12 protein-coding genes are annotated in these 19,003 nt (G+C 41.1%); 3 read left to right on the top strand and 9 right to left on the bottom strand.

Annotated elements, in window-relative coordinates; all coding sequences use genetic code 11:
* Positions 1-11: 11 nt before the first annotated feature.
* From ORQ98_RS01975 to ORQ98_RS01960, 4 genes are all read right to left on the bottom strand, one after another.
* On the bottom strand, positions 12-3,254 hold the full coding sequence (locus ORQ98_RS01975) for a CHASE domain-containing protein (protein ID WP_274687098.1): 3,243 nt from the start codon (positions 3,252-3,254) through the stop codon (positions 12-14).
* Positions 3,255-3,797: 543 nt separating this feature from the next.
* A complete protein-coding gene (locus tag ORQ98_RS01970) occupies positions 3,798-4,802 on the bottom strand; it encodes a cytochrome-c peroxidase (protein WP_274687097.1) in 1,005 nt (334 codons plus the stop codon).
* Positions 4,803-4,898: 96 nt separating this feature from the next.
* Positions 4,899-6,638, bottom strand: coding sequence for a sodium:solute symporter family protein (locus ORQ98_RS01965; RefSeq protein WP_274687096.1), 1,740 nt, complete (start codon positions 6,636-6,638; stop codon positions 4,899-4,901).
* An 8-nt stretch (positions 6,639-6,646) separates the two neighbouring features.
* Entirely contained in the window at positions 6,647-6,913 is a 267-nt protein-coding gene (locus tag ORQ98_RS01960) for a DUF4212 domain-containing protein (protein WP_274687095.1), read from the bottom strand.
* A 148-nt stretch (positions 6,914-7,061) separates the two neighbouring features.
* Here ORQ98_RS01960 and ORQ98_RS01955 point away from each other — a divergent pair, with 148 nt between their 5' ends.
* Both ORQ98_RS01955 and ORQ98_RS01950 read left to right on the top strand, forming a co-directional pair.
* Positions 7,062-8,039, top strand: a complete 978-nt coding sequence (locus ORQ98_RS01955; RefSeq protein WP_274687094.1) for a cytochrome P450 — start codon at positions 7,062-7,064, stop codon at positions 8,037-8,039.
* Positions 8,036-8,596 carry a cytochrome P450 gene (locus ORQ98_RS01950; protein ID WP_274687093.1) on the top strand — a complete coding sequence of 187 codons (561 nt, stop codon included), beginning with the start codon at positions 8,036-8,038 and terminating at the stop codon, positions 8,594-8,596. Before ORQ98_RS01955 ends, ORQ98_RS01950 begins: the two co-directional genes overlap by 4 nt.
* Before the next feature lie 3 nt (positions 8,597-8,599).
* On the opposite strand, the gene ORQ98_RS01945 is transcribed toward ORQ98_RS01950, so the two are convergent.
* The 4 genes from ORQ98_RS01945 to ORQ98_RS01930 all read right to left on the bottom strand — a co-directional run bounded on the left by ORQ98_RS01945 (position 8,600) and on the right by ORQ98_RS01930 (position 15,819).
* Positions 8,600-10,723: a di-heme-cytochrome C peroxidase gene (locus tag ORQ98_RS01945; RefSeq protein ID WP_274687092.1), complete on the bottom strand. Its 2,124-nt coding sequence runs from the start codon at positions 10,721-10,723 to the stop codon at positions 8,600-8,602.
* A 651-nt stretch (positions 10,724-11,374) separates the two neighbouring features.
* Positions 11,375-12,457 carry a ribosome small subunit-dependent GTPase A gene (rsgA, locus tag ORQ98_RS01940; RefSeq protein ID WP_274687091.1) on the bottom strand — a complete coding sequence of 361 codons (1,083 nt, stop codon included), beginning with the start codon at positions 12,455-12,457 and terminating at the stop codon, positions 11,375-11,377.
* Positions 12,458-12,827: 370 nt separating this feature from the next.
* Entirely contained in the window at positions 12,828-14,900 is a 2,073-nt protein-coding gene (locus tag ORQ98_RS01935) for a bifunctional diguanylate cyclase/phosphodiesterase (RefSeq protein WP_274687090.1), read from the bottom strand.
* A gap of 49 nt (positions 14,901-14,949) precedes the next feature.
* The gene (locus tag ORQ98_RS01930) at positions 14,950-15,819 is read right to left on the bottom strand and encodes a hypothetical protein (RefSeq protein ID WP_274687089.1); all 870 of its coding nucleotides are present in this window, start codon (positions 15,817-15,819) and stop codon (positions 14,950-14,952) included.
* Positions 15,820-16,645: 826 nt separating this feature from the next.
* On the opposite strand from ORQ98_RS01930, the gene ORQ98_RS01925 reads away from it, so the two are divergent.
* Positions 16,646-18,217 carry a BCCT family transporter gene (locus tag ORQ98_RS01925; RefSeq protein WP_274687088.1) on the top strand — a complete coding sequence of 524 codons (1,572 nt, stop codon included), beginning with the start codon at positions 16,646-16,648 and terminating at the stop codon, positions 18,215-18,217.
* A 72-nt stretch (positions 18,218-18,289) separates the two neighbouring features.
* Here ORQ98_RS01925 and ORQ98_RS01920 read toward each other — a convergent pair whose 3' ends face one another.
* On the bottom strand, positions 18,290-18,991 hold the full coding sequence (locus ORQ98_RS01920; protein WP_274687087.1) for a 3'-5' exonuclease: 702 nt from the start codon (positions 18,989-18,991) through the stop codon (positions 18,290-18,292).
* Positions 18,992-19,003 lie beyond the last annotated feature (12 nt).

Raw genomic sequence — 19,003 nt, 5'->3', positions numbered from 1 at the left:
GCGGTAACCTATTATCCTTTAGCTTTATGCGAGATCGCTTCTTGAAAGCTAGTATCCTGAGCGGCTTGATTGGCATGCCAAGGATAAACTAGAGTAAAAGTTGCGCCATGGCCAAGACCATCACTTTCAGCAATGAGTTCACACCCCATTTGCCTGGCCCAGATAGCGCTTGTATGCAAGCCCACCCCCCGACCGCTAAACTTGGTTGTAAAGCCCTGATCAAACACCTGGTTCAGGTGTTTGGGATCAATCCCGATACCATTATCAGTAATACTTAAATAAACCTGCTCTCCCTTCTGCGAGGAGCGAATCTGAATACAAGGGGCTTGAGGCTCTTGTTCTAAGATAGCTTGGTGCGCATTGATTAAAAGGTTGATTAATATTTGTAACATTAGATTTCGATCGACACATACAGCGCCCTGATAATAATAATGGTGCTGTATTTTAATCTTACTCAAGTCATGGGCATTTTTTGCTAACGCTAAAGCCCCTTCTAGCAGGCTTTCGACAGCTACATTTTCAATCATAAGGCGGGTGCTGTTAATATCAAAATCATAATGTCGGTTGACGGTTTGCACTGCATGATTAGTCGTATTTTTTAAGTTATCTAGCTCTTGCAGGATAGCTGCTTGTTGAATCTCAATATGACTTGCAAGCTGAGTTAAATACTCAGGTAACTTTTCAGCCTTAGAGGACAAATGTTGTCTGTCGTTTTCAAGTAGCTTTGCCACTTCATGCAAATTACCTAAATGCAACTGGCACAGCTTATCAGCAATAATTGAAGCAGATACAGTAATCCCATTGAGCACGTTTCCCAGGTTATGAAGCAAAGTCGTTGCTATCATAGCAATCCCAGCATTGCGCTCTGCCTGACGTAGCGAACGTTGGACATCAGCCATCCGCAATGCCGCCTTAACGCGGGCCAGTAACTCTTCTGGAGAGAAAGGCTTGGCAATGTAGTCATCAGCCCCAGCGTCTAATCCATCAGCTGAGGCCTGGTCACCCCCACGGGCTGTTACAAGAATGACGGGAAGGTGAGCTAACTGGGGAGACTGTTTGATTCGGGCAGTGAGACCAAACCCATCTAAATTGGGCATCATGACATCTGATACCACTAGGTTAACAGCCTTTCGCTCCAATAAAGCCCAAGCCTCTAATCCATCCGCAGCGGTCACTACCTGATAAAGACCCGCCAGCAGCTCAGCGATATAGGTGCGCATGTCTCTATTGTCGTCTGTTACCAGAATCGTTACCGATTGGTCGGTAGCCGCTACACCTGATGTATCATGGTTATGTGAAACGTCACCATCTTCCTGAAAACGTACCTGACGCAGCATAGTATCCCATTCATGATGCGCCTCCGAAGGCTCATGGTTGATGATAGGAGCGTGTTGTTTATTACCAAGCGGCAGGCGCACATAGAATGTTGCCCCTTGGCCAACATCGCTGATAACACCAACCTCTCCTCCCATTAATTCCGCTAATTGTTTAACTAAGGCCAGGCCAATGCCAGTCCCACTATGATGACGTGTTGAGGAGTTATCTAATTGTTGAAAACGCTGAAACAATAAGGATTGTTGATTTTTGGGAATGCCAATACCGGAATCTGACACACTAAATTCAAAGCGAGCGTCATCCAGTCGTTTTGTCTTAATCTGTATATAGCCTCCTGTTGGGGTAAACTTCAGCGCGTTACTGACATAATTCAAAACAATTTTTTCAAAGTGTCTCTGATCGATATAAGCATGGTCTATTGCTGGATCCAGCTGCCAGGTCAATGTGCAGCCTTTATCGTTGGCTGCCGCTAACGCATCTTGCACCAGGGTTTGAATGAATTTGGTAAGGTCTACCTCTTCCAGTCGTAACTCAAATTTGCCTGCCTCTGCTTTGGAAAAATCAAGGACATCATTGACCCGGTTGAGTAGCCGCAAGGCATTGCGTCGGATGCGTCTAATTTGCATAGCCCAATCAGTGACGGGGTGCTTATGATCTGTTAACTGTTGTAGTGGCGCCAGAATCAATGTCAGTGGCGTGCGTAACTCATGGCTAACATTGGTTAAAAATTCACTTTTCGCCTGATTTGCCTTTTCAGCAGCCTCTTTAGCCTCAACCAAGCTGGCTTGTAAACGGGTACGCTCAGCAATTTCTGTGTGCAAGCCACGGTTAGCTTCAGCCAACGCGATTGCGCGCTGACGGTTTAGCGACAAAAACCAGAACACAGCAGTAAATAACAAGCTAAGCAACGTGCCACTTAATAGCACCAAAGTAGACTCCTGGTTGTTAATATTCCCCTCAAATACAGGTAGTGAGCTAAAGTGCAGCAACCACCGCCGTCCATTAAAATCAAAAGGTCGGTTAACCTCGAATAAAGGAGCTGTCGTTGATGTTATTTGCTCCGCCTTCACGCTGTCGTACATTAACTTGTCCGGTGTTAACTGCCCATTATCATAGATTTGCAGACGAATATTGGGCAGCTTCTCGTGACCTAACGTACCTTCGATCAGGTCATTCATACGAAATGGGGCATAAACATAACCAAGCAATGCTACCTGCCGTTCAGCAATGGTCTGAGGGGTACTGCCAGGTTGATAGAGTGGTAAGTACATTAAAAAACCATGTTGAACGCCTTGGTTGGTTTCCTGCACCAGCGTTACTCTTCCTGATACCGCCGGTTGACCACTATCTCGGGCCCGTATCATCGCTGCACGACGTGTCGACTCTGAAAACATGTCATAACCAAATGCCCGTTGATTCCGCCAGTCAAAGGGCTCAAGAAACACAATAGCAGTATAGGTTTCCCGCAGTCCCACAGGATGTACTTGGTAATTGGGAAAACCTTCGGCTCGAATCGCTTGGGTATGGACTTCAAGCTGATCAGGAGAAATCACCTGCGCAAACCCCACGCCTCGAATACCAGGATAATGTCGATTAATCTGCAATGTTTCGACATAGCTGCGCCATTCATGTCGCTCAACGAGCTTACTGGCAGCAAACAAACCTAGACCACCAAGCAATATCTGCTCATAAGCATATAAACGCTGGCGAATGGCAAATTCAGCCTCAATGACTTTAAACTCAAAGCGTTCTGCAGCATTAAACATGACTTGCTGACGAGAAGCATACCAACCCCAAAGTGTCCCCCCCAACATCGAGAGCAGTATGATAAGTGCTACAACGTTACTGCGATAACCATTTGGAAATGTTAGTCGAGTGACCACCGAGTTAAGTATTGATGAGCAAATTCCTTTTTTCATGACGGCCTTTCTTCTTTTATGCAGAATAGAAATCATCCTGAAACCACTACCTGGCGAACCATGATTAGAGGCTATTCATTTGAAGCGCCTAGCCACACTATCCAATAACTGTTCTAATTTTGTAGTGGTGAAATGCCCTATTTGGTTTTAGACAAACATTCTTCAACGCTTTAAATCAAGAATACGACAAAAAAAGACTTTCAGTTGATAAACCAAAGTGCGATCGTCAAATTAAATAGCTTTTAGACATTAGTTTTTAGTTATTACCTTGAAAAGAAGTCTTCCTAAAAGGCAAATATTAGATAATTTTATTCTTCATTTTTACTGCATTATTTTCTTAGTTTACCTATAAAAACTACAGCGCCAATACAACCAAAACGTAATACTGACCAACAAAGATATTATAACGAATTAAAGAATTAACTAAAATAAAAAATAAAAACGACAGCCAGCTTATAAACAAAAGGCCAGCTACTCATTTATAGGCTCATGGGGGCAAGTCTACTGCTGTGAGACTTGCGGTAGCGACTTTAATTTATATATTTAACTTCTATTGGGTTTGGGGGTTTCAGGACTTTCTGGCGGCAATACGGGATAGGTTATTCGCGGTTGTTTGCCCGTTAAGGTTTTCAAAAAAGCCACTATTTTTTCTGTTTCAGGCGTTGATAGTTTTACGCCTAACTGGTATTCAGCCATCACATTTACTGCTTCATGTAAACTCCAGACACTACCATCATGAAAATAAGGGGCTGTTAACTCGATATTTCTTAGTAATGGCACTTTAAAAACATATTTATCTGCTTCTTTTTTTGTAACATTATATCTTCCTAAATTCTCTACATCCTTCGGATACGTTTTGACTAGACCAAATTTCTGATAGGTATTTCCTCCCACCCCAACGCCATTATGGCAACTGACACACCCTTTTGCTTTAAATAGCTCATACCCTTCTTTTTCCAGCTGGGTTATTGCTTTTTCATTACCCAATAACCACTTATCAAAACGAGAATCAGGCGTAACCAGGGTTTCTTCAAATTTAGCAATGGCATCCGTTACTTCATTAATGGTTATTTTTGTTACACCATAAGCTTGCTCAAATAGGCTCCGATAATTTGGGATAGACTGTAATGTTGCTACCGCCAATTGATGACTAGAAGCCATCTCACCAGGGTTAGCAATAGGGCCAGCCGCCTGTTCTTGTAAGTCTTTTGCTCGTCCATCCCAAAACTGAGCAAGGTTGAATTTAGCATTCAGTACCGTGGGCGAATTAATTGGGCCAAGCTGCCATTGATGACCAATGGAACTAGGTAAGTTATCATCACCTCCCATCGCTAAATTATGGCATGAATTGCAACTCAACCAGCCCGACTTCGAAAGCCTTGGATCAAAAAACAATTTCTTCCCTAACTCAACTTTCTGTTTGTCATACTCCTTATCAATTGGTATAGGTTTAATCGGCTCATTATATCGCTTAGAGGCTGATACATAGGCTGTGTTGGTAAATGTTAAAACAACGGATATCATTGTTAAAAAGCCAGTGTTTATCATCAGGCAATTCCTTTCCTTTTTTATAGTAAGGCTGTTTTAACCAGCCATTTATTTTTTTATTATTGTAACGATCACAAATAAAATTGCTAAAAGCCCTTATATCCCTGGACTATATGGATTTTCTCTGTGATTTGATGAAATAGCTGGGCTAACCGCCTTAGGAAAACGAATACTTTCAACCATATCTTGAACATATTTTGGCGAATCGTGAGTCAGTCGATTAACGATTAAAGCCACTGAAAAGTTCAGTAACATCCCTAGGGTGCCTATTCCTTCAGGTGAAATACCCAATAACCAATGGTCAGCCGTATTCGCTGCAGGGTTTAAAAACTTAAAATAAACAATGTAAACTGCCGTAAATATTACCCCTGTCAACATACCACAGATAGCACCTTCTTTATTCATCTTCTTAAAAAAGATTCCCATAACAATCGCTGGGAAAAAAGAGGAAGCAGCTAACCCAAAAGCAAACGCAACAACTTGAGCAACAAAGCCAGGGGGATTAATACCTAAATAACCAGCAATTCCTATAGCTATAGCAGCCGCTATCCTTGCGTAGCGCAATTCTTGTTTATCACTAATCCCTGGCATTAAATTTCTTTTCAATAAATCATGGGAAACTGATGTCGATATCACCAATAACAAACCTGCTGATGTGGATAGTGCTGCTGCTATTGCACCCGCGGCTACTAGTGCAATGACCCACGCAGGTAAATTAGCAATTTCAGGATTCGCCAGAACCATAATATCACGGTCAATTGACATTTCATTACGTTCGTCACCTGAGTAGAACATACGACCATCTGCATTCTTATCGGTCCAAGTGATTAAACCAGTTTGCTGCCAATTTTCAACCCAGCTTGGGGAATCTTCGTATAAAGTACCCTGCCCATCAGGCCCATTAATGGTACTAATCATATTCACTCTGGCAAAGGTCGCAACAGCAGGTGCAGTGGTATACAAAAGAGCGATAAATAATAACGCCCAGCCGGCAGATTTTCTCGCATCACGTACTTTAGGTACCGTAAAAAAGCGAACAATAACATGTGGTAAGCCAGCCGTACCGACCATGAGTGCAGCGGTAATAAAAAACACATCAATCATGCTTTTATTACCCTGGGTATATTCTGAGAATCCAAGTTCCATAGACAACCCATCGAGCTTATCGAGTAAATAAACACCAGAGCCGTCAGCCAACATACCACCAAAACCCAGTTGAGGAATAGGATTATTCGTCATTAAAATCGATATAAATACAGCAGGCACCAGATAAGCAAATATCAGCACACAATATTGGGCCACTTGTGTATAGGTAATACCTTTCATGCCGCCTAAAATAGCATAGAAAAATACCACAGCCATACCAATAAACACACCACTGACAATATCGACTTCTAAAAAGCGAGAAAATACAACACCTACCCCACGCATTTGGCCTGCAATATAGGTAAAGGAAATAAATATTGCACAGATAACAGCCACTGTTCGTGCTGCTTGAGAATAGTAACGGTCACCAATAAAGTCGGGAACAGTAAATTTACTGAATTTGCGTAAGTAAGGTGCTAAACACAAAGCTAGCAGTACATATCCCCCCGTCCACCCCATTAAATAAACCGTACCATCATACCCCATAAACGAAATAAGCCCTGCCATCGAAATAAATGAAGCGGCTGACATCCAATCAGCTGCAGTAGCCATTCCATTTGCAACAGGATGAACACCCCCGCCAGCAATATAAAAATCACTTGTTGATCCAGCCTTGGCCCAAATGGCAATGCCAATATAAAGTGCAAAGGAAATACCCACAAACAAAAAGGTTAGCGTTTGAATATCCATAGCCATCTCTAGTCTTCTTGTACATTATATTTACGATCAAGTTTGTTCATTTTTCCTACATAAACAAAAATTAACCCAATGAAGACGTAGATTGCTCCCTGCTGAGAAAACCAAAAGCCCAATTTAAATCCACCTATTTGAATCGCGTTCAACGCCTCTACAAATAAAATACCGCAACCAAAAGACACCCCAAACCATACCGTCAACAATATCAGCATTAAGTGAATATTCTCTTTCCAGTATGCCTTGGCTTTTTCTTTATTTTCAAAGGCCATTATTTTATCTCCTTAGCCACCAAATACAGTTAGTTATCACTCATTATTTTTAATATAAAGCTATTTCAAGCAGACTATATATCATAATGCCTGGTAACCTTGCTAAGGTATAGAGTCGCAATGTAAATTAAAAGGAGTCAATAACTAAATGGCCACTCAATGCTATGAGCAAAGAAAGTTTGATTTGCACTCTTATGATTTTATCTGTAACCCTTATCCAACGTATCAAGAACTACTCGCAACTCAACCTATTTATCAATGCCCTAAATATGGGTTTTATTATGTTTTTCAACATAAGGATATTAAAACACTATTTAAACACCCTCATGCTTCGTCTGACCGGTCAGCGGCCTTAGTTGCCAACTTATCAGCTGAAGAGCAGGCACAGATATCACCCTTAACCCGATCTTTTTCATTAATGGCCATCTTTAATGATCCCCCTCAACACACACCTATACGCAAACTAATGGTTCGTTCATTATCCAATAAAGTCATGAATGAAATGACGACAACCATCGAGACCGTTGCTAATCAATTAATTGACTTATTTATTGAAAAAAAACAGTGTGATCTGATCAAAGACTTTGCTTACCCATTACCGGCAATCATTATTTCAAAGCTATTAGGCGTACCCGTTACTGATATTGATAAAATTAAAGCCTGGTCTGATGACCTTGCCTTATTCTTAAGTGATAGTACCAAGATAAATATTGTGGCAAAAGCTTCCGATACAGTGCTTGCGATGAATGATTATTTTAGTCACTTATTGCACTACTACCGGCATCATCCAGCCGATAATTTCATGAGTAAATTAATAGAAGTTCAACAGTCACAAAGCACACTTGATGATGCTAGCCTTATCGCCAATGCTATATTATTGGTATTTGGAGGACATGAAACCACAACGAACTTAATTGGTAATGGCTGGTTGACACTAAAGCAGCACCCAGAACAGCTTGATAAACTGGATAATCATTTAAGCACTGCTGTTGAAGAGTGTTTACGTTTTGAAAGCCCTTTTCAACGAATTGGTCGAGTATCAACTCAACCCATCACGCTAGGAGATATTCAAATTTTAGTCACTTATTGCACTACTACCGGCATCATCCAGCCGATAATTTCATGAGTAAATTAATAGAAGTTCAACAGTCACAAAGCACACTTGATGATGCTAGCCTTATCGCCAATGCTATATTATTGGTATTTGGAGGACATGAAACCACAACGAACTTAATTGGTAATGGCTGGTTGACACTAAAGCAGCACCCAGAACAGCTTGATAAACTGGATAATCATTTAAGCACTGCTGTTGAAGAGTGTTTACGTTTTGAAAGCCCTTTTCAACGAATTGGTCGAGTATCAACTCAACCCATCACGCTAGGAGATATTCAAATTAGAGCGAACCATCGCATTTTACTCATACTCAGTGCAGCCAATCGCGATCCCGCTATTTTTCAGCATCCTAACCAGTTTACTATTACTCGATCAGACAATGCCCATATTGCCTTTGGGCATGGAATCCACCTTTGTCCTGGCGCCGCCTTATCACGACTTGAAGCTAAGATCGCCTTTTCACTGCTAAAGAAAAGGCTACACCATTGGCAACTGGTAGATACGACTCCTGCATGGCAACCCAACTTAGGTTTACGGGGGATGTTGACTTGCCCATTACAAGCGATATAACCTTTATAAGCTCTTAAGATATTCGACTAGCTGCCACCGTTGTTCCTCAGTTAATGGAGGTAATTCCGTTCCATCCATCTGAGGAGTTCTCCCAGCCGCATATTCATGACCACTATTATTGTTTCCTGCTATAAACGTTTTAAACTCAGTGCCTGGATATCCAGTGTATTTAAAGCCGACTTTTTTCGGGTCAAACTCTCGACTACCTACCATGAAAGTATCGGGTCGATATTTCCCATCTTCAGGGTCACCCTGTTGTTTTTTTGGTAATAATAAATCATACAGGCTAGGAACCGAGCCATTATGTAAATAAGGGGCTGTTGCCCAAATACCATTCAATGAGCGCGCTTTATACGATAATAGTGACTGATAAGGTTTCGCTGTTGTATCTGGCTGATAGTTACCTGCTTTAACACTCGCTTTTATAGTATTATCAAAAAATGACATACCCAGTGTATATAGCCAGTCTAGCCAGCGCCGCAAGAAAATCTTATCTGGGTCTGGTGTTGCAACCACACCCGTGGTGACGGCTGTTAGAATTTGCACAACAGGTGCCGTTTGGGCAACGATCACATCCCCGACATCTGTACCCTGATAGATATGTTTAAAATTACCCGCATTGCCAACATAATTAACACTGTTACTCGCCATCGCGATGTCAGTACCAACCAAATCAATACTGGACATTTTAGCCACCATTAAGCGATCCCAGGCAGCTCGATCAATGATTTCATGGCAACTTTGACAATACTGAGCATAAATCAACCGTCCTTTTTCCACTTTTTGTGGATCAAGCTTGCCGAATATAGGTTCTGGCCACTTAGGAGATTGCAAACTTCTTAACTGGTTTTCTAATCGTTTCAAGTTGGTTAAATCAATGGATGAGTTAAATTCGACTTGTTTCTTTTTATTACTTTGCCCAGAAAGCCACGCAGCCAAACTAAAACTAGGCTCTTTTTCCTGCCAGTCTAAAATCCCAAAAACCCCTATTACTTCACCAGCATTACGGCCTAATGGACCTAACCCCACATTACTTGCCAAACCATTCCATTGAACAAAATCAGACTGGGGAATATCCCATAAAAAAGGATAACTCACTGGTGCATTTGGCTCATTAAAAAGTGCATTACGTACACGCAACAAATCTCTGAAACTCAAAGCAGGATAACCCGGTTCTTTTGACGCTAGTCGACGAATAATGGTTGCAAACTGTTCATCATCAATAATGGTTTCGTTAATGCCATCTAATACTTTATCTATTTCTTCTTTGGTCAGAAATTGCCGATGAGAAGGCCGTTTTAACAGGGTTAGTACATCCCTAACCTGGGATTTATTCTGTACATGCTGTAACACCCGGTTATAAATTCGTCCAAAAGCATCTAACCGAGCATAACCATACTTAACATGGCTATAATTTAAAACATTATATAGTTGAATATTGTCGTTCCACCTGTGTAAGTCTTGCTTAACCTGTTGTCTATTAGTGTAATTATTATTCAGGTCAATGACATTGCTGGCAAAGCGTTCAAATTTATTCGGATCATCCAACGTTGCTTCCATTGCTTTTTGCAGTGCAGTAAGAAACCCCACCATATCAGCCATTGCAGGGCCGCCATCAATCCGAATGGCCTTACCCTGATAATTCACCTGACCCGTATGGCAAGCAGCGCACGTAAATCCCATATAGTCGTGGCCTTGATAAGTATCTTTAACAAAACCAACAGGCAGTCCGTCTGGGTTAAAAAAGGTAGATTTTTGTGGTAAATAACGAAACTTATCAATATTACTGGTATCACGAAATAATGCCGGTGAGTCAACCTGCTCTAACTTTAAAAAGAAATCATAAGGCAATAAGCCTGAGCCTTGAGTCGTATTATAAAACCACAGGCTATCTGCTTCTGACCACCCCTGCTCAAGGTAAGTAGGTGTTGTATAATTTTCACCAAATGCGCCATTACCAACAGCAACGGCTCCCCGCTCAGGATCATCATCCCAGTGCTGATAAGTTTTTCCAATAATTAATGCTACCACCATAGTAACAGCGACTACCACTATCATTTTACTAGCAAGATGTAGCTTTCCCTTAATAAACCTCCCTAGAGGTAATAGCAAGTGACGTATGAGCATGTTATTATTTTCCAAGCATCAAGCTTAACAGAGGCTGGAAAATCCAACCCCTGCTGTCATTTAATAATTGTGGTTTTTTGACATTACAAAGACACTACTTATTTTTAGTTTCAATAAAGCCACTATTACCATAGACGAGTTCCTTATACTTTGCCTCATTCCCATTCAATGGAATTTTATATTTAACTAATGATTGAAAATTAAAGCGTTGTACATAGTTATTTACAACATAACCAGCAGAAACCCGCGCATTTAAATATCAAATATAAGTGCCTGTCATTAAACCTTCAAAATCAAGCTTGATTAGCACCACAATAAAGCATTATATTGCCGAAACACTATGGAAGGTTGCATGAAAGCTTGTGCAAGGTTGTGGTATTTTATTGATAACCCTCAAATGTAGCTGTAAAATGCCACCATAAAATAGACACAAGAAAGTCATTAAAATAAAGGGAAAATAGTAAAAACTAGAAAACGATGCTACTGACATGCCTTTTATGAATAAAATCGGAATGACCAAAACAGAAAGCGAGTTAATTGCTCGCTGGATTGCCCAAGGATCACCTACCAGCTAACAACACAGCCAGTATTCCTCAGCTTTAGGGCATCTCTAATTGGTAGAGGAATACTGGTGGTTTCATACCCTACTTTTTAACGCACCTTCACTTTTCCATTTTTAAACTGCTGCTTTTCTGTTTGGCTGGATTTCACCATTTTTGCAAACGTCTTAACATACTGCCGCTGTGCTGCAATACCCTGCGCTTGTCTTAAATGATGCGCTTCCTCCTTTTGTAATTTCAAATAATGCTGCCAACGATCAAGACTTAGCAGGCCAGTCTCAAGCGCAGACTGTATTTTACATCCTGGTTCTTCTCCATGCTGACAATTTCTGAAATAACACTGATCAGCCAGTTGTAAAATATCGTCAAACACTTCGGCTAACTGTCCTTCCTCTAACCATAATTGAACTTCCCGCATTCCAGGCGTATCAATAATATTCACACCAGTTTCAGTATGCAGTAGATATCGACCTGTTGTTGTATGACGTCCTTTAGCATCATTCTCACGAATGCCCCCAGTATCAAGCACCTGTTGACCTAAAGTTGCATTAATCAGGGTGGATTTACCAACTCCTGAAGAACCTATTAATACCAATGTTTCACCAGGTACTAACCAAGGAGCCAATTTACTACTCACGTCTTGCGAATCCAGGCCATTCACTGCCACAGCATTTAGCTTCAATTCATGGCCAACATCAGCCACCCAGTTTTCAGGGTTGTCAACTAAGTCTGCCTTGGTAAACACAGCCACTGGCTCAAGCCCTGCATCATGCGCAACCATAATATATCGCTGTAAACGATGCAGGTTATAGTCTTGATTAAGCGAAGTCACTAACAACATGGTGTCAACATTCGCCGCTAATAACTGTTCCCTGGTTTGTTGCCCTGCAGCCTGTCGACGTAATAAACTACTCCTGTCTAACAAGCGCGTTAGCCAAAGACAATCCTCTTTTTCTTCAGCAATAACCCAGTCACCAACCGCTAACCAGGCACTCATTGGGCAGTCCTGCTTGCCTACTCGCAACAGCTGTTTGCCCCGCTCAGTTTCAACGAAAATACGGTCACGTTGAATATTGGATATTCGAGCGGGAATAAAATTATCCCACTCTACCAGCGATAACTGCTGCATGAAGAATGATTTCCAACCAAAACGACGTAATCTGTCCAATTGCACGACACTTTCTCCTGTCGCAAAAAAACACTGCATCGATGCATTAACAGCATACAATGCCACGAAATTAAGAAGCCGTTTTTGAACAGGAAAAACACCAGAATAGCGAAGTACTCGTATAAGAGCTATATGCCTAAAGAACTATACAAGTAGTAAAGAAAGGGGACAGAAAAGTATTATTACTGCTTGCTTACCGTCAGTTTAAACAGTATTCATCTACAAACTATAAAGACCAATCCCCTAGCGCAATAGTGTTTTTCCTTGTTAACACAATATCAGTAATCAAACTCATAACCATCATGTCACCTCCTCCTGTTTAGCAGTATGTATCTGTTTAGTGTGCAACTGTTTTGCTTTGCTGTAAAGCGTTAGTTTACACATTGATCTGTTTAGCCGGCTGAAGGGTGTCAACATCAAAGCCAACGGTACCATTGCACTGATCCATCCAATGCTCAAAATCCTGGATACTCATCGGTTTTGCAATAAAAAAACCTTGAACAATATCACACCCTTCCCGCTCAAGAAATCGATACTGTTCTTCTGTTTCAACACCTTCCGCTATTACCTCAAACCCTAAACTATGTGCCAAATGAATAATAGCCGATGAGAGTGCTGCACTTTTTCTGTCATGAGGTACTTTCTTCAAAAAAGAGCGATCCAGCTTTAACGTACTAAACGGGTATTTTTGTAAATAGCTTAAAGATGAGTAGCCTGTGCCGAAATCATCCAATGACAGTCTAATACCAAACGATGATAATTTTAATAAGTTTTCTACCGATTTATCGCTTTTATCCAGTAGCAAACGCTCTGTTACTTCTATTTCAATTGATGACTTTCTAATATTATATTTTTTTATTTGCTTGGAAATACGGTCTACAAAGTTAGCCTCTCGTAATTCCCGAGCAGAGACATTGATTGCCATTCGAAATGAGTTACCCCAGGTCATTTCCCATTTAACCGCTGTAGCAAGCACTAACTCTGCTACTTGATCACCAATCGCTACAATAAGACCATTTTCCTCCGATAAGGGTATAAAGTTATCAGGGGGGGTTACTCCATCTTCCTTATTAAACCATCTGATAAGTGCCTCAGCCCCCACCACTTTTCCGGTTTTAATGTTTAATAACGGTTGGCAATAAATGGTAAACTCATTTTCAGATATTGCTTTACGTAATCTGGAGCTAATTTCCAAGCGTTTTTCAGCCCACTTGTTCATTTGTGGCTCAAAATACCGGTGGCAATTTCTTCCTGCTTTTTTTGCACTGTACAAAGCAGTATCCGCATTCTTTATAAGCTGCCCCATCGTTTCTCCATCAGCTGGAAAAATAGAAATACCAATACTGAGTGTCACATAAAGGTTGTGTTTTAATATGTGCATCGATTTAGAAAAACTGTTTTCTAGCTTTTCAATAACAATTTCGACTGAATTCGGTGTATTTAAATTTGTTAAAATCAGCAGAAACTCATCCCCCCCTAATCGACAGGCAATATCACCTTTTCTCACTGTATTGCGTAGGCGTTCTGCTGATACCTTCAGTAGCTCATCACCCGCATCATGGCCGAGTGAGTCATTGATATCCTTAAAGTGGTCTATGTCTAAATAGATAACAGCTAACGCTTGATCATATCGTTTAGCATGTATTAATAGCAGTTCCAACCGATCGAAGGCACATTTTCGATTAACCAGCCTGGTTAGCGAGTCATAATTAGCTTGCTCAAATAGCTTTTGCTGATCTCTTTCTCTTTTCATTATTTCTTCCTTGAGCTGCTTTTTCATCTTTTCCATCGCTCTAAGTAATTGAGACAGCTCATCATTACTTTTGATGTCTTTACTATCAAATTCAGGTTCTTCATCCGTATCAAGGTTATCTAATGAAAAAGCATCAGCAAAGTCTTTTGCTTTATTTATTCTCGATACTATTAATCTATAAATAAAATACAAAATAAACACAGACACTAAAAAGGTTTTTATTGCTTGAGAAAAAGCAATAAGGATAGACTTATCAATTAGCCGTTCATACACATTAGCTAACTCGACCACTACTGTTAACTGACCAACCTTGACAGGACGATCACCGGCCATATAATTAACGGGATAAACTCGTTCACGAGGGTACTTTATATCTTCCCGTTTATTTGTAACAAATGCTTTATTTTCAATATTAACAAAGCTAACAGATGCCACATCTGGCAATTTACCAATGCCATCAATGGTGACGGAAAGGGCTTCAAAATTATAATCCCATGCTTGTTTGGCAATGGGAGTTAAATAACTTCTTTCTATATTATTCAATCGTTCATCAATTACGCTCAAATCAGCGTGATAGTCAGAGTAAATTTGTGTGCAAACAATAACCAGAGTAATTATTGAACTTATCAATAATATGTGAGTTAACGTACTTTTTGCTAACGACCGATGAGTGCTTTTATGCTTAGATGCCAACATAATATTATCTGACTTAATAACTGGCTGACTTAATATCCCTATCTAACCATTAGTTTTCCTTAAATGGATCATAAAAATACTGACGATATTCATCTGATTCCAACCCTTTTAAGTTAGGGTTTTCAATCCAGTAAATTTGTCGTTTACTCAGTTCAACGAAATCAATACTTTGTTTATAGGACTTTAACCAAAGCAATTTTAAAGAACCATCTTTATAGGCCATCCTAAGTCCTTTATAGACACGCTCAATGGCAGCTGTATTTGATTTATGGGTATAAAAAAAACGCGGCAGCGGATAAGCAATCGACATAGAAGTATCATAAGAAAGATTCTTAATATGTTTGTATGCATTATATTCTTCATATAATTCATTGGCTCCGCGACAAAAAAGATCAAACCGATTAGCAGCAACCAAGTGAAACAGACTCTCATAATTATGCACACTGGTCACTTTCATGCCGCTATTTTCAAGAATTCTGGTATCTGCCCAACCGACCCCCTGGCCATGAGTAAATTGGCTTAACTCAGCAAAAGACTTTGCACTCGCTACCCTTTCTTTTATTTTTTTAGAGAGAAAGCAGACTCGATACCCCACTATTCCAAGGTCAATCGGAAAGGGAACATAAACAAGTTCTTTTTGTTCCAAGGCGCTATCGTATGACTGTTTGAAAAAGAAGTTTTCATACTGATTTTGCTCTGCCGAACGAATCGCCCTCGCAAAGTTCATTACTGGACTAGGTTTTAGAACATAATCACCATATGCTTCACGGGTTTTTTTCAGTGCCAACTCCAGTACAGATGTATCATAGTTATATCGTGCATCTTTACCACTTTCTGGAGCCCTGTAAGTAAATGTGGTAGCTGCCATCGACTGTACAGATAACAGACATAGCAGGAACGCCGGAAGTATACATCTCATTGGAAAAATTCCTGTCTGATAACGTCATATGTATAGCAAGTATAACCACTCAGTGCTGTTCTCGCCGGTATTTTCCAGAGAATACCGAGTGAAGCTTGGCCCAGCTGAAGCCTTGTTTGTCTAAGCATAGACATACTTAGAGAGTTTATTTCTTAACAACAAATTTAATCTTAATCTGGACAATTCATGTAACGTTTCAGGCGTATAGTTTTTTTGAAGGCTTAGTTTATTTAAAAGCTTAAAATGCTGTTCCTAATTAACTTCTGAAAATACCCTTCATCAATAACCCCCATCAACAACAAATCAATTATAAATGTTCCTCTCACGTCTCAAAGTGAATAACATTATTTAATAAAGCCTGGCACATTAGTAGGATTCTATGGATAATAGGTTTTCATAGTATTAAGCAACACCTATAGTGTTTAATGCTAATAATGCTTACTATTAATAAACAAAAGTAAAAGCAAAAAAAGAAAAGAGAATGTCGCATTTAGCAATGCATAGTGAAAAGCAAGGCAAAACTACATTAAATGGAATTTCAATGTGTACAATGACAAGGCTTAATAAATACGTTATTCATCCGGCGTCGCTGGGGGTGATTAAAAAATGCACCAAGCAGGTTTACGCGTATGTCACATCGTTTTTTGCCTTACTACCACCAAAACACTGTATTTGCCACTAAAATAATAATGCGACAGCCTCGACTTAACATGGCATACAACGAATATTTTCCAGCATATGCTAAATAGGTAAGAATTGCAGGATTTTATTCTTTGAGTTCAAAATGTTAGAGTTATAAAGGTTTATACTCAAATCGGGGAGCTGTATGGAAAAACATCACGATAAATATAGTATAGAAAATACTGACTACACCGTTGGTCAGGATAATGTCCAGAAGTGGGGATTTGATGTCCACAACCCGGTTTTTGGTATCAGTGCAGGGTTGATTCTGATATTCCTGGTTGCAGTATTACTCGTAGAACCAGCCACCGCCAAGTCAGCATTGGATGGGCTAAAGTGGGATATTATAGGAACCTTTGACGCTCTCTTTATCTGGTCTGGCAATATTTTTGTTATTTTCTGCCTGATCTTACTTTTATCACCTTATGGCAAAATCCGAATAGGTGGCGCCAATGCCAAGCCTCAATACTCGACTCTGTCCTGGCTAGCCATGCTGTTTGCTGCAGGAATGGGTATTGGCCTGATGTTCTGGAGTGTTGCAGAACCAGTCGCGTACTACACAGGCTGGTATAAGACTCCGCTTGGTGTCGAAGCTAACACCCCTGAAGCAGCTGAGCTCGCAATGGGTGCCACCATGTATCACTGGGGCTTACACCCCTGGGCTATTTATGGTGTTGTTGCCTTGTCGCTCGCCTTCTTTGCCTACAATAAAGGCTTACCCCTTTCTATTCGTTCAATTTTTTATCCGCTATTGGGTGACCGAGCCTGGGGCTGGCCAGGTCACATCATTGATATACTGGCGGTACTGGCCACCTTGTTTGGCTTAGCAACATCACTGGGCTTAGGTGCCCAGCAAGCCGCCAGTGGTATCAACCATGTATTTGGTATCGATGGCGGTATTGGCATGCAAATTATAGTGATTGCCGTAGTTACCGCACTAGCGATTCTCTCTGTTATGCGTGGTATTGAAGGCGGGGTTAAGCTACTCAGTAACATCAATATGGTGATTGCTTTTGCTCTATTGATCTTGGTGACTTTTTTAGCGCTTGCTGTTGCCATGGGAAATATCCCAACCACCATTGCTGCTTACCTGAAAAATATTATTCCTCTGAGTAACCCCCACGGACGTGAAGATGAAGCCTGGTTCCAAGGTTGGACTGTGTTCTATTGGGCTTGGTGGATTTCCTGGTCACCATTTGTAGGGATGTTTATTGCTCGTGTATCAAAAGGTCGTACCATTCGTGAGTTTATTGCAGCGGTATTACTCGTACCAACAGCTGTTACAGTACTTTGGATGTCGGTGTACGGTGGTATTGCTCTTGACCAAGTGATGGCAGGTGTCGGTGCACTAGGCGAAAAAGGTTTGACTGAAGTACCGCTAGCCATGTTCCAAATGTTTGAGCAATTGCCCATGGGTACGCTACTTTCAGTAACAGCTATTATATTGGTGCTAGTGTTTTTTATTACCTCCTCCGACTCAGGCTCATTGGTAATTGATAGCATCACGGCAGGCGGAAAAATTGATGCCCCCGTGCCTCAGCGAGTTTTCTGGGCTTCTATTGAAGGGGCAATCGCTGCTGCCTTGCTCTGGATTGGTGGTACAGAAGCCATTCAGGCCTTACAGGCAGGGGCCATATCTACCGGCTTACCGTTCACTATTGTATTACTGTTGATGTGCGTCAGCTTAGTCATCGGGTTGCGAACAGAAAAGCATTAACGCTTATCATCCATCACTAAAAAAACCGGCAAATGCCGGTTTTTTTAGTGATGGCCTCTGTCTCTATTCAAACTAATTCCAAAGCTGCGCTACTGGTGTATCAGATCGATAATGATGCGCTACTTGTGCTTGCAGTAACTCCGCCGTTGCTAAAGCATCAGTCATAGCATGGTGAGGATGATAGTAAGGTAAAGAATAGCGTTTCCGACAGTCAGCCAACCTTACAGAGCCCATTGGTTTTTGTAACAAACGCCCCACTAACCCTTGCCGCGCCCTTAGTGCTCGCTGCTCCAATTCTAATGTATCAATGACAGGAAACTGGATGCTTTCCCCAATACGTCGTAACAGGGCTTTAGAAAAAAAATTACACTCTATCTGTCGATAGTGCACCACCACGACTTTACCAGCCAATGCCAACAGTACTTGCTCAAGAAAATGCTGTAAGTCAGGTGCAGAGTTAACTTCAGAATGAGTGATACCATGGATAATGACAGACTCTTCTGCCAAAGGCTGCACCGGTTTAACAATCCATTCAGCAGCATCCCGACAAAAAATCCGCTGCAAGGTGAAAGGTACCAGCCCAATACTAACAATATCATCCTGCTCAGCATCCAACCCGGTGGTTTCAAAGTCCAACGCCACCAGTGGCACACTATTGATGGGTGTATTACCAGCAACCATGCCTGCCGCATAAAAACGCTGCAACCGCTCATCCTGACTGCTGGCCTGTAGCTGAGCGTATCGCTCCTGCCAAGCAGATGTTAAATCAGCCACTCAACACCCCCT

This window comes from Spartinivicinus poritis (genome assembly GCF_028858535.1).
In the GTDB taxonomy this organism is placed as follows: Bacteria; Pseudomonadota; Gammaproteobacteria; order Pseudomonadales; family Zooshikellaceae; genus Spartinivicinus; species Spartinivicinus poritis.
This window is presented reverse-complemented; position numbering and strand designations above follow the sequence as displayed.